Here is a 13,735-nt window from a genome sequence, read left to right on the forward strand (position 1 = left end):
TGGAAGGCATTTGTTTTTGGTATTCATGTATAAATATTTGTCTTCCAACCTATATAAAACTTATTATTGCTCAAATTAAGAATATAATTACAAAAATATGGTAAAAATAATTTAAGAAAAAAATCAATAAGCTAATCAAAAATTAGAAAGATTTAAAAAGAAATAAAAAACACAAAAAACTAGTATTAAAACCCATCACAACAAGAAAACAACAACTAATATTTAAATCTTTTCACAAACACAACATAAAACACAAAAAAAATCAAAGAAAAAGAAAAAAAACTAAAAAAATATGACCAAGAGCTAACAAATTGACAGTGCCATAATTTAACACGTAAAAACAATATTTACTCATCATCTTCATTTATTAATGAAGATGATATATACTTTTTTTAGGCTTACCTAAACTATTTAAATTAATAATCATAAACACACTAATTAATGGGTGTGAATATGATAAAAAAATATAATCTTGATAGAGAAATTAATTTTAAAATAGGAATATACGATATCTGTGAAGAAATCCATTTTAACTACCAATTAAATAGGCTGGTAAATTGGAATGGTGGGGATTTAGATGAAGTTTTAAATAACTGTAATCAAATAACCAATACTGAGGAATGGAAAAGTGTCTTAACTAGATTAGGCCATAAAGCAGAAAGTGAAGGTCGAATTGAAAATGCAATAGCTTATTATCGAATGTCTGAGTTTTATATGCAATTTGATGATCCTGATGCACTTAAATATTACACAAAAGCTAGAGATTTGTTTTACGAATATTATAGTCCTCTTTTTGATAATGAAAATGGAAATTCTATAATCAAAAAAGAAGAAGTTCCTTTTGAAGATATTACATTACCTGTTTTGCATACAAAACCTGAAAATGAATCTCGTGGAATTTTTTTAGTTCATGGTGGTCTGGACTCGTATATGGAAGAATTTTTAATACCAATGCTATATTTAAGAGAGCAAGGATATGAAGTTTATTTATTTGAAGGTCCAGGACAAGGTTCTGTTTTGAGACTTAAAAATAAAGCATTTATTCATGAATGGGAAAAACCAGTAAGCGCAATTACTCAGTATTATGATTTAAATGATGTTACAATAATTGGAATATCTTTAGGAGGGTATTTTGCGCCTCGTGCAGCTGCATTTGATAAAAGAATAAGTCGTGTAGTTGGATGGTCAATTTTTCCTTCGGTTTGGGATAATGGAAGGGAAAGTAAACTAGCTATTAAAGCCCTTCATGTTTTTATAGGTCTTAAATTAGGTTTTATATATGATTATATCTTAAAATCCAAATCTAAAAAAGGAGTAAATGAAGCTCTTGCAATGAGATTAATGTTTCATCGTTTTGATGTTAAAGGGTTTAACGAATTTGTTAAAAAAATAGATAATTATTCTCTAAAACCTATTGCTGATAAGATTGACCAAGATGTTCTAATTTTGGGTGCTAATAACGACATTATGATTAATGAAAAAGCTATTGGAACTGAAATTAATATGTTGACCCAAGTTAAATCTCTTACATATAGGCTTTTAACTAATAAGGAAAATGCGGGTAATCATTGTAATTGTGGAAATACTAAATTAGCTCTTGACACTATTATAAATTGGGTAGATGAATTAGATAAAAGAACAATCTAAATTTAGGCATACCAAAATATTTATATATATTAAAATATTAATTAAAGAACATGGAAAAGCAAAATCAGTTACCTTTTTTTGGTGTTGGACCCTACATGATAACACCAATAGTAATTATAGCAGTTTTATCCTTTGTAGCTTCCAGTTATAAATTAATTCCAATATATACTATACCACAATTAGATTTTCTATTTGTCTTAGTTGGAGTAATTTCAATCATACTGGGTATTGTATTATGGTTAGCTGCGATTGTTAATTCAAGAATATCTGAAAATATTAAAAATAAGAATTTAGTAACCACAGGAGTTTATGCATATGTACGCCATCCAATATATTCCTGTTTTTTATTTGTAACTACAGGAGTTATAATTATATCTCAAAACATTCTTTTATTTATATTACCACTTATTTTTTGGGTCTTTTTAACAGTTACACTTAAAAAAACAGAAGAAAAATTGTTATTAGGTGAATTTGGAGAGGAATATACTATTTATTCAAATAAAGTCAATAGACTTATTCCATTTAAAAAATAGTGATATTAATATAATTCTTCACCACTATATTCATTTTCTTCACTAAATATTCTAATTAAAGTATCTAATGTATCATCATACATTAATCTATATCCTACTGCTCCACCATATTTTGTCTCAACATTATTCAATGATAAATTTGAATATTTTCCATTATTGTTTATAATGTACCACATTCCATGAGGAGTATAAATAAAAAGAACACCATCTCCATCTTTTGCTCTATTTTTATAATTATCATCTGGATCGTATATTTTTGTTGAATGAATTGCTAATCTACTTAAATTTTGTTTTGGTCTTGTTCCACCTTTTTTAAATAATGTATTAAGCCATTCATAGGATTTATCTTTAAGATTTCTTTTAGAAACTGGATTAGAAAATGCATTTTTAATTTTATTTTTCCTCTTTTCTAAGGTGTTTTCAATTCCAAGAATTTCTTCAACCTTAGCCACATCTTTTTCTAAACATCTATATCCTTCAGGTCTTCCAGTTACTTTAACTGTTCCGTCAACAAAATCTTTTCTTCTAAAATTCTTCATATACATTTTAACTTTTTCAAATTCATTGTCTGGTATTTTTTTATTTAATCCATATAGATATCCATATTCATTTGCATCATAACATTTTGTTTCAAGTTTTAAGTCTTTATCAACCATATTTTTATCTCCTTTTATAAAGTTTTAAATTATAATTTCATAATTTGCATTTCTATTATCTCTTGTTCTAGAATCCATATCTATTAGATCATAAACAAGTTGATTTTGAATTAGTTTTTTCCATACATCATATGTTTCACCTATAAAATCATTATTAAGTTTAATATTATTATTAACAATTGCACATTTATATGGAAATTCGGTTTCATCAAGTATTAAATGAAATTTTCCATTTTTAGATATATGTGGGATTAATGGAAATGTTCTACATTGAATAGGCCTAATATTGCGATTACATTTAGGTGGATTGATACATTTAACAAGATATACTTTATCTTTCCATGAATGAGGGTATTTTATTTCTTTAGCATCAATATAATATAATTCAAAGCTATCACTGTCTTCATACATTAATTCTTCACCGGGTAAAAGATAGATAGCTAATTCTTCAGGATTATTTTCATCTTCATCGTAAACTCAGCATACTTCACCACAGAGTTGTCCGCAATCAAAATCAACAGGTGAAACACTATCAAGTCGTTTATAGATATTTTTAATATACTCTTTCATTTCTTTTCTTGAAATTTCCATAATATAAATTATGTTATTTAGAGTATTTTATTCTATTTACAAAATTATAAAAAAAAGATATTGGATGATATTTAATCATCTATTTTTAAGTTTATCAAATAAAATAACAAGACAAAAACCAACAATAAAAACACATATAAATAATATAATATTAGTTGAAGTTAAAAACTCATTATTTTCTTCTTCTGTTTGAGTATAATTTGTAGTATTTTCTATTACAGTATTATTTGATTTATTTGTGTTATTTAATGATTCACCTACTTGTGAGTTATCTTCATTTGAAGTACTTTTTAAACTTTTAGTATTTTCTGATTCATAGCTATTTGATAATTGAGAGTTATAATTATTATTAGAACTTAAAACACTATTGGATTTTGAACTACTTTTAGAATCTTTGTTTGTTTCATGAGATGAACTATGTGGTGATGATTTATCATTACTATGAGAAACACTGGAAGATTGACTTTCCCGATTAACATCTTCTGATGTAACTTCATCTGCATAATGTCCATGGCCGGGATGGGCATTAATTTGCGAAATCATTGAAAATAACATTATTATAATTAAAATATATGTTAATTTTTTGTTAATAATATCACACTCATTTAATAAAAAAATGTATTTTCACAAATTAATGTGAAAATACGTAGTTATTCTTTTCTATTACTTCTAATATAACCATATCCAACAATAGCACCTAAAATAAGAATAATCACGATAGCAAATATAATATTGTTTGAATTTATTTGTTTATCAGTACCTTTTCTACTTATTTCATAGGATTTACCATCATTATTATCAGAAGAACCTTCATCGGAGTTATCTGGATCACTATCACTATTTGCATTAATAGTATTTTTTGAAACTCCAACAGATGGAGTTAAACCATTAGTTGCTCCATAATGTCCTTTTGATGGATTATTAGTAGTTTTTTGGGAGTTTGATGATGAACTAGCATTATCGACAAGTTTTTTCCCATTCTTTTTTTGTTGAGTATTATTCATAATTGGTTTATTATTGTCTTCTTTTTGAACAGGAAGTTTATCTGGAAGACCCATAATATATGCAATTGAATTTCCTTCTTCAGTATTTGTTGCACCAGCAATAATTTTATTAAACATTTCTTCATTAATTTCTTTTCTTGCTGCTGTTTTAATTATTGGACGGGAAATTAAATTTTTAGAAGAGTAATCTTTTTTATATAATTTAATGTACTCTTCATACATATTGGAACCTTTTTTAAAGATTTGTCCTGCTCCCCATTTATCAAGACTAATAATAATTAACTCACCAGTTTTAGTTTTACTATTCCATTTAATTGCAATACCAACATTTGTTGAGTTTGTTTTATTATTATCATATCTTAAATTATAATAGGTTCCCATACCTGGTGATACACCTAATAGTCTTGATATTACATCATCTTTACAATTTGCATTGGTTGTTAGATAAATATATGATTCATCTTCATTTGTAATTGGTAATTCTTCATAGACATAATCAGCAATTAAATAACCTGGTGTGCTTCCACCACAAACATGGTTGTGGAATAACCATCCAACTAATACATCATAAGGTGGATCGTATTTTACAGCATTTTGAATAATATAATTTGAATTTTTATCACTTGTATTACCAGTTACAATTAATTTATCATTAAGAGCATCATATCTAAAACTAATTGAGGAATAATTTGTAAGATTATTTGAATCTACCCAATAGAAATCAAATAATAAATCCTTCCATATTGGAGTGTGAACTGGAAGTAAAGTTTTTTTATACAATGCAGAACCTAATACTTCATGAATACCATCAAATACCATTGAAGTAGGAGTACCATTAATTCTAACAGCTCCTGCTGAAGTTAAAACATATAAATGATTTGAGTATTTCTCAATGGTAATTCCCTGAGATGCGAAATATGCAATAGCTTTGGAACTTGCATCAATACCTATTTGCTTTAATTTTTCATCGCTTAATTTTGTTTGTTCACCAATATTTTGTGTTTCTCTTTTTGCAGTAGTTAAGTTTAGTCCAAGAATATAATTTAAATCCAATCCATGAGCACTTTTAACTACATTACCTTTACCAACTTCTAATCCCATTAGATATTCAAGATTATCTTTTGTTAATCCATCTAATTCATAACGGATTGTAACAAGTGAGATTGGATCTACCTGTAAAGTATTAATAAGCCAATTTTGGTATTTTAAATCGTTAGTTGCACTAGCATCTGGGTTTAAACCAGATAATTTTTTAAATCTTTCTTTTATTGCTTTTTCGTCATAACTCATTATAATGATAATTCCAGTATTAGAACTTGTATTCCATCTGATAAATCCAGTCATGCTTTTATTAACCATTGTATCAATACCAATATAAGCTCTTTTTCCAGGAGTAATGTCTAATGTCCATGTAAAAGCATCATCTTCAGATCCACCTGGAACTCCAAGCACATAATATGCAGTATTTTCTAATGGTAATCCGAATTCGTCTTTTGGAGGATAATAAGTTAATAATGTATGAATCATTGCTTGACCACTTATAAGACCAGTACAAACATGGCCATGGTAAGTAGCTTGAGTTAATACATCTTTTGGCATTCCAGCAGACCATGCATTAGCTATACTAATGTATGAATAAGCATCTTCATCACCTAACAATTTTTGTAATTTTTTCCACTCATTAGCACTTAATTTAGGTCCTGCATTTCCATAATATACTGGAGTTAAAGAACCATTTTTATAAAATGCCATTTTTATTGAATTACCTTTTTTAATGAAAAATGCAATGTTTGTTGGATCGCTTCTTATTGAAGATAATGTTAATATATTACCTTTACCATAAGTTACATAATTATTTGCAGCATCTACAATACCACCTAGTGCATCTTCTGTTGTATGATTATCAATCCAGGTCATACCTGCGGTAGTAATTACTAGTATATCATCAGCAGATGAAAATTTAAGCAATTTATCAGCAGCAATAGTAACACTATAACCTAATTTATATGCTTTTGAATTAGAATTTGTAGTATTACCTTTTTTAAGAGTATTATCTTCTAGTGAATTTTCATTTAATAAAGTATTATTATCCTCTGAATTTTCACTTACAAATTGACAATCCTCGTTCGAAGATTTTAAAACACTATCAGTGGCATTAATATTAACATTATCATTATTTGAATTATCTGCAATTAAATCAATATTCGTATCTTCAGCAGATACAGTATTTATCACAGCTAACAAGATAATTAATAATGCAATAATATAAATTCCGTGCCGTTTCATATTTTATTCTCCTTATTTTTAATTATAAAAAATAGACAAGTTAATTAAACAAGCCTATGTTTGTTTAAATAGTAATAATAATATAAAAGTATCTTATTACTAAATTTTATTTTTTTAAAGAAAAGTAATACAAAAAAAGTTTTTTTGAAATATATATAAAAAAATCCATTATTATCAATGATTTGTTTAGAAAATTTTTATAAGTATTACCTTCAAAATTAATTGAATAATTCGTGTTTTCACCTCTAACTGCCCTAAAACGAATATTATTAACTAATAATAAATGTATTACACATTATAAAAGTAATACTATTTTTAAAAATTGAATTAAGCAAAAATTATATGATACGATATTAACTATTTAATTTAAGTATAATATATTAATTAAATTATTAATACAAAACAATAAGTGAAAAAACGATAAATAAGAAACTGTTATTTTTATAATCATTAGTGATGATAATTCTACCTAAAACACAATAGAACCACAAAACGATGTAGCTTGTGCGGTTTACATGGCCAGTTGGAAATGTATCTAATTCTATTTTTTCTTTTTTATATTAATTGTTTCATTTTTAACTGTTTCATTAGAAACATTTATATATTTTTCTATAAAAATTATTATATGTGAAATAATGTACTTTGAAAATTCGTTTAATTTAATTGCATGGATTCATAATTTATCTAAAAATCAAATGAAGTATCTAAAATCAAAAATATCAGAATTTGACTTAGGTCATGAGGTACAATATGTAATGATGATTTATGATAATCCCAAAATCTCACAAGATGATTTAGTTAACATGTCCGGTCAAAGCAAAGGAAATATTGCAAAATCTCTAAAAAAACTAGAAGATAGTGGATATATTAAAAGAGAAATTAATCCTAATAATAGACGAAAATACATGTTAAAAACAACAGCAAAAGGTGATACATTAGTTCCTCAAGTTAGAAAAATATCTAAAGAATGGGAAATGGAAGTAGGAATAACAGAAGATGATTATGAATTGAAAAAGAGAATAAGAGAGATAGCTATTAACAACATGAAGCTTGTAGAAAATTTATAAAAGAGGGTATTTTATGAAAATAGAATTAGAACATTATGTGATATTTGTATCGTTTATAACATCATTTTTTGCAGTGTTTTTATCAAATGGTGTAATAATAGGAGTTCCAGCTATTGCAAATGATTTTGCAATGAATAATGTTATTCAAAATTGGGTTCCTACTATTTTATTTTTAGTTGTAGCTGTTTTTACAGTTCCAGCAGGACAAATTTCAGGTAAATTTGGAGTAAAAAAATCATTAACAATGGGAATTTTAGTATATTTAATTGGTTCGGCTGGTGCAGCTTTATCATTTTCAACAGAATCATTTTTAGTATTTAGGATATTTCAGGGAGCAGGCATGGCATTTTTAAATGTATCTGCTATGGCAATGGTCGTATCTGCAGTAAAACCTCAAAATAGAGGTAAAGCTTTAGGATTTACAGTTACTGGCGTATATTTAGCCACTTCATTATCTCCAGTAATATGCGGATTTTTAGTACATAATTTAGGTTGGAGATCAATGTTTTACTTTGTAATTCCATTTTTAGCAATATGCATTATCTTAATTGTTTTAAAAATTCCTGGAGAATGGAAAACCTATGAAAAAGATAAAATCGATAAAACAGGTTCTATATTATACGCATTGGGCATTTTAGCATTTATTTATGGATTTACAGCATTGACAAATATTAATGGAATAATCTTAACTGTTATTGGAATAATCTTATTAATTGTATTTGCTATTTACGAATTAAAACAAAAAACTCCAGTATTTAATATGAATTTATTTAAAAATAGTAAGTTTACTTCATCTAATATAGCTGCTCTATGCAGTTATTTAGCTATTATGGCTGTTACTACAATAATAAATTATCATTTACAATATGTTAGAGGATTTGATGCACAAATATCTGGACTTATATTGATAATAACACCAATTATCATGGCAATAATAGCACCTAATGCAGGTAAATTATCAGATAAAATTCATCCACAAAAGCTAGCTGCAACTGGAATGACAATTGCAGTTATTGGTCTTGGAATTTTAACATTCTTAAATGAAAATACGCCTATATACTTTTTAATTTTAGCAATGATTTTAGAGGGTATTGGAATGGGACTTTTCTCATCACCAAACATGAATGCAATTATGAGTTCAGTTCCACTAAAAGATGCTCCAACAGCTTCTGCTTCACAAGCAACAATGAGAACAATTGGTCAAACAATGAGTTTAGGACTTTTAACTTTAATTTTTGCATTAATTATGGGTAATCTAAAATTATCTCCACAATATGCAAATATGATTGTTCAAAGCTCTCAAATCATTTGTGGAATATGTACAATGGCTTGCATGATTGGAATTTTTGCATCATTGGTTGGAATTCACTCAAAAGATGAATTTAACATACAAAAACCAAATTAGCTTTTAACAGCATTTTTAATATCTAATATTGGTGTTCCATCTAACATGTCAACACCAATAAATTTAATTTTATTTTTATCAATTTCTTTAATTGTTATATTAGAAACCCCTATTGGATTTGGTCTACATGGAGCATGTGTTGAAAATAATCCGGTTATTGGACCATCACCCATTAATGGAACTTTCATTTTATAACCTTTAGATTGGTTAAAATAAAAAATAAGCATATACTCTTCACCAACTTTCATATCACACATAGCTTCTAAATATTTTAAATCGATTTCCATCCATGTTTCATTAGTATTTCTACTATTTTTAGGAGTTTTATTCATATTATTAAATTTAGAGTGTATATAACCTATTGGATGAAATATTATCCCTTCATTTGTCATTCAATCACCTAAAAAAATTCAAATGCATTTTAATTCAAAATTTTTATTGAATTTCCAATTTTAGAAATAAATTCCATGTCTCCACCTTCAATTATTATAAAGTGGGAATCATCTCTATATACCACAGCAACATCTCGATCAAAATGCCCGTATCCTGGTTGAACATATGTTGTTAAATTATTTGTTTCATTAACAACCTTAGCAGAACGTTTAATATTATCATTGCAAAGCTTATTAAAGTCTATTACAACACCAGTATTATTGTAATACGTACTTTCAATGTAATTTTTATCCATAGATGACACTGTTAAATCCTCATTAACACATCGATATACCTTCATGAATGAATTATTTTCATATTCATCACTAATATCTTTAAATTCATATCCTTTAGGTGCTTCAATTGAAAAATTACCAAATGAATAAGTTTCACTTTGATCAATATAAAACAAATAACCAACAAATAAAGCAGAAAGAATTATGAAAATTAATGTTCCAAATATTACCTTTTGTTTATTATTCATAAACATTAATTTTATTTTTTAATAATATATTACTTTCTAAGTTTATCATGCAAATAATTGGATAAAAATATATCCAATAGCATATAACTACTTGATAAAAAAAGAAAAAATAAACAAGATGATTTCATGAAAAATGAAGATGTAGAAAGATACTTAATTAATGTCTTAAAAAATACTCCTAAAATTGTTAAAGACAATTTAACCTATAATAACCAGATTTTAAATAAAAGAATCGATTTTTATGAATTAAAAAAATATATAGATACATTTCTTAAAAATGAAAGTGATAACAGATTTTTCATTCTACCTGGACTTCGTGGAGTTGGTAAAACAACAATCCTATATCAATTATATGATTATTTAACAGATAATTGTAAAATAAATAAAAATCAAATTTTATATCTTAATTTAGATAGGTTAAAAGATTTTGGTGACTTGGATATCCTTAAATTTTTGGATATATTTACAAAAAACATAAATGAAGAATCATATTTGGAAAACAAACCATTATTTATATTTGTTGATGAATCACAGTATACACACAATTGGGCACTAGTTGGAAAAATCATTTATGATGAAATGAAAAATGTATTATCCTTTAAAAAATTAATCTTCAATGGCGAAATAAATGAATTAGAAAAAATAGAAAAAAATTTTATATTAAATGTCTTAATGGAGTTAAAAAGAGATCCAAAAAAAGAATGGGAACATTTCATTCAATATGGTGAACTTCCGTTTACTATAAACAAATCTCAAAGTGAAACAATACAATTAACATTAGATATGAAAGATAGAATAGTTGAAAAAGATATGGATATGGTTAAGTCATTTACTGGAAATATTAAAATTGCATCATATAATTTGTTAAATATCATATCATTACAGAAACCAGGAACATTATCTTTAGAAAAATTAGCAAATAACTTAAACATATCAAAAAAAAGTATAAATAATGTAATATCCACATTTGAAGAAGTTCAATTAATATTTCATGTTGAACCTTATGCTTCCCCTATTAAAAGAATTAGAAAAGCATGGGAATACTATTTTTTATCAACACAATTGAAATCATGCATATATCAACAAAGTGGTCAAGCATCATTGAATAAAGAATATTTTAGACTACTTCTAGAAAACTTTGTAGGTGCCTCATTATTTAAATTAAAACAAAAATCTAGAATGAATTTTGGAATATTTTTTGATGGTGAAAAAGAAGGAGTTGACTTCTTAATTAACACAATCGATGGTAGAATAATCCCTATAGATGTTGGAATAGGTAAAAAAAATAAAAAACAAATTTCAAAAGCAATTAAAAGATACAAAGCAGATTATGGTATTATTGTTTCAAATAAAACAACATCAATTCAAAAGGAGGATAATATTATTTTTATTCCACCAATTACTTTTTCTCTTTTATAATACTCAAATATTTACTTAATTACTTATATAATAATGCCCAAATATTTGGTTAATTAATAAATAATAAACTAATTCAAAACAATGAAAAAATAAATAATAGATACGAATTTTATGAAATTAAAAAATATGTTGATAATTTTATATTGGAAAACAAAATAAACAGATTTATTGTTCTACCCGGACTAAGAGGTGTTGGAAAAACAACAATCCTATATCAATTATATGATTATTTAATAAAAGAACATAATATTCTCCCAAATCAAATTTTATATTTGTCTTGTGAAGATTTAAATAGCTTAACTGATTGTAACATACTTCAAACCATAAATATTTATTTAAAAGATCATCATGATGCAACATTAAGAACTCTTAATAAAAAAAAATATTCCTTTTAATAGATGAGTCTCAATATGATAAAAACTGGTCATTAACCGGCAAAATAATTTATGATAAAAATGAAAATATTTTCATGATTTTCACTGGTTCATCTGCACTTAATTTAGAATATAATGCAGATGCATCAAGAAGAATGCTTAAAAAAATTATTACTCCTCTTAATTATAACCAACATTTAAAATTAAAATATAATATTGATCTTAATCATATTTCTGAAGCTTTAGAAAAAATAATATTTACTGGAGAGATTAAAGAAGCAATTAACTATGAAAAGGAAGCTAAATCAACTATTATTAATAATATTAACTACTCTTCTTATGATTGGAATGAATATTTTAAATATGGAGGGTTTCCATTTTTATTTAATGATAGTAATCCATTAGATATTACTTCAAAGCTAATAGATATTTGTGAAAAGATTGTTAATACAGATATGATTAATATCAAAAACTTTACTGCTGAAAATCAAGCAAATGCAAAAAGAATTTTAAGATTTATTGCACTTCAAGAACCTGGTGAAGCATCACAAGCAAAACTATCTAATTACTTAAAAACATCAACTGGAAATGTAAAAAATATATTAGATATTTTAGAAAAAACACAACTATTAGTTCATTGCGAACCATATGGTGGGGAAGCTAAAAGAATTAAAAAATCTTGGAAATATTATTTTGCAACACCTAGTTTACATAATGTCTTATCAAGTAAATATGGAAATAATTTAAAAAATTCTAATGAATATGAAGGAATATTACTTGAAAATTTAGTTGCTTCAACATTATTTAACATTAGAAATAGAAAAAATAACCATTTTCATATCTATTATGATGTGAATAAGAAAAATAATGTTGATTTTATTATAAAAAAAGACTTTGAAAATCCCATTCCCATAGAAGTTGGTCATGGAAATAAAAATAAAAAACAAATTATTAATGCAATTAAAAGATATAAAGCAAATTATGGTATTATTGTCTCAAATAAAACAACATCAATTCAAAAAGAGGATAATATTATTTTTATTCCTAAAAAGACTTTTTCTTTATTGTAATATGTGTTATACTAATGCTATTTTTAAAAGTTTTATTATAATAACTAATATTGAAAGATAAGTATCATTAAAATAGCTAATTTTTTGAAACTTGTTATAATTTTTAGATGTAAATTTAATTAAATCGTCTTTAAAAGTTTTCCATAATTTTCTTTTTAAAACACACCATCACTTAAATCTTCTAACTTTAAAAATAACTCCTAAAACATTGATGCATAAATAGTATTGTCTTTTTTAAATTATAACCTTATTAGTAAAATATATATTAACTAGTTAAATAATTTTAATAATATAAATAATAAAAAATAAATTTACTAGTAAAAATATATTTAACTAGTTAAATTAATTAAATTTTTTAAATATAGTTTCTTACCAAAAGTTTATACCTAATGAGTTATAGATATATGCTCATGGAAAAATTTAATAATAAAATTAAGAAACATTTAGAGCTTTCTGAAATTGCAGAAATGTTGAAAGAGTACAGGAAATATTACGATGTTTATAGGCGTCTTTTAGTAATTCATATGGTTGCAAACGGTGAAAGTATTGCTAAAGCCTCAAAAAACATTAATATTTCAAGAAAAACCGGTGAACGATGGGTCAAACAATATAATGAAAATGGCATTGCTGGCTTATTTTCAAATTATTCCAATTGTGGTAGAAAATCTTACCTAACTGACCAACAATTAAATGAATTAAAAGAAATCATCACTGGAAATGAAGAAAAATATAATTTAAAAGATGTGAGAAATCTTATTAAAGAAAAA

General features: G+C 25.5%; 14 protein-coding genes. 8 read left to right on the forward strand and 6 right to left on the reverse strand.

Annotation, left to right across the window (positions count from 1 at the left end; translation table 11 throughout):
• Positions 1-453 precede the first annotated feature (453 nt).
• Together MBORA_RS06245 and MBORA_RS06250 are read left to right on the forward strand one after the other, a co-directional pair.
• Positions 454-1,647: an alpha/beta hydrolase gene (locus MBORA_RS06245; protein ID WP_042692300.1), complete on the forward strand. Its 1,194-nt coding sequence runs from the start codon at positions 454-456 to the stop codon at positions 1,645-1,647.
• A gap of 50 nt (positions 1,648-1,697) precedes the next feature.
• Complete coding sequence (locus tag MBORA_RS06250; protein ID WP_042692298.1) at positions 1,698-2,180, forward strand: methyltransferase family protein; 483 nt, start codon at positions 1,698-1,700, stop codon at positions 2,178-2,180.
• 5 nt (positions 2,181-2,185) lie between these two features.
• On the opposite strand, the gene MBORA_RS06255 is transcribed toward MBORA_RS06250, so the two are convergent.
• The 4 genes from MBORA_RS06255 to MBORA_RS06270 all read right to left on the reverse strand — a co-directional run bounded on the left by MBORA_RS06255 (position 2,186) and on the right by MBORA_RS06270 (position 6,717).
• The gene (locus MBORA_RS06255; RefSeq protein WP_063720393.1) at positions 2,186-2,836 is read right to left on the reverse strand and encodes a hypothetical protein; all 651 of its coding nucleotides are present in this window, start codon (positions 2,834-2,836) and stop codon (positions 2,186-2,188) included.
• A gap of 24 nt (positions 2,837-2,860) precedes the next feature.
• Entirely contained in the window at positions 2,861-3,247 is a 387-nt protein-coding gene (locus MBORA_RS06260; RefSeq protein ID WP_052331754.1) for a hypothetical protein, read from the reverse strand.
• A gap of 255 nt (positions 3,248-3,502) precedes the next feature.
• Complete coding sequence (locus MBORA_RS06265) at positions 3,503-3,970, reverse strand: hypothetical protein (RefSeq protein ID WP_042692293.1); 468 nt, start codon at positions 3,968-3,970, stop codon at positions 3,503-3,505.
• A gap of 107 nt (positions 3,971-4,077) precedes the next feature.
• Complete coding sequence (locus MBORA_RS06270; protein ID WP_063720394.1) at positions 4,078-6,717, reverse strand: FmdE family protein; 2,640 nt, start codon at positions 6,715-6,717, stop codon at positions 4,078-4,080.
• 635 nt (positions 6,718-7,352) lie between these two features.
• Between MBORA_RS06270 and MBORA_RS06275 the strand changes: the two genes are divergently transcribed.
• Positions 7,353-7,784: a MarR family winged helix-turn-helix transcriptional regulator gene (locus tag MBORA_RS06275; RefSeq protein WP_063720395.1), complete on the forward strand. Its 432-nt coding sequence runs from the start codon at positions 7,353-7,355 to the stop codon at positions 7,782-7,784.
• A 13-nt stretch (positions 7,785-7,797) separates the two neighbouring features.
• Positions 7,798-9,189, forward strand: a complete 1,392-nt coding sequence (locus MBORA_RS06280; protein WP_042692289.1) for an MFS transporter — start codon at positions 7,798-7,800, stop codon at positions 9,187-9,189.
• Here the strand turns inward: MBORA_RS06280 and MBORA_RS06285 are convergent.
• Both MBORA_RS06285 and MBORA_RS06290 read right to left on the reverse strand, forming a co-directional pair.
• Positions 9,186-9,581 (reverse strand): TrmO family methyltransferase domain-containing protein, encoded by a 396-nt coding sequence (locus tag MBORA_RS06285; protein ID WP_063720396.1) that lies wholly within the window; start codon positions 9,579-9,581, stop codon positions 9,186-9,188. The genes MBORA_RS06280 and MBORA_RS06285 overlap by 4 nt on opposite strands.
• Before the next feature lie 29 nt (positions 9,582-9,610).
• Positions 9,611-10,105 carry a hypothetical protein gene (locus MBORA_RS06290; RefSeq protein WP_042692286.1) on the reverse strand — a complete coding sequence of 165 codons (495 nt, stop codon included), beginning with the start codon at positions 10,103-10,105 and terminating at the stop codon, positions 9,611-9,613.
• Between the two features lie 126 nt (positions 10,106-10,231).
• Between MBORA_RS06290 and MBORA_RS06295 the strand changes: the two genes are divergently transcribed.
• The 4 genes from MBORA_RS06295 to MBORA_RS06305 all read left to right on the forward strand — a co-directional run.
• Positions 10,232-11,524, forward strand: coding sequence for an ATP-binding protein (locus MBORA_RS06295; RefSeq protein ID WP_063720397.1), 1,293 nt, complete (start codon positions 10,232-10,234; stop codon positions 11,522-11,524).
• Positions 11,525-11,667: 143 nt separating this feature from the next.
• Entirely contained in the window at positions 11,668-11,919 is a 252-nt protein-coding gene (locus MBORA_RS11165; protein ID WP_269801118.1) for an AAA family ATPase, read from the forward strand.
• A gap of 44 nt (positions 11,920-11,963) precedes the next feature.
• Positions 11,964-12,968, forward strand: a complete 1,005-nt coding sequence (locus tag MBORA_RS11345) for an ATP-binding protein (RefSeq protein WP_332870913.1) — start codon at positions 11,964-11,966, stop codon at positions 12,966-12,968.
• A 410-nt stretch (positions 12,969-13,378) separates the two neighbouring features.
• Positions 13,379-13,735: helix-turn-helix domain-containing protein (locus MBORA_RS06305; protein ID WP_248845837.1), on the forward strand; the 357-nt coding region annotated here is incomplete at its 3' end.

Source organism: Methanobrevibacter oralis (assembly GCF_001639275.1).
GTDB lineage: Archaea > Methanobacteriota > Methanobacteria > Methanobacteriales > Methanobacteriaceae > Methanocatella > Methanocatella oralis.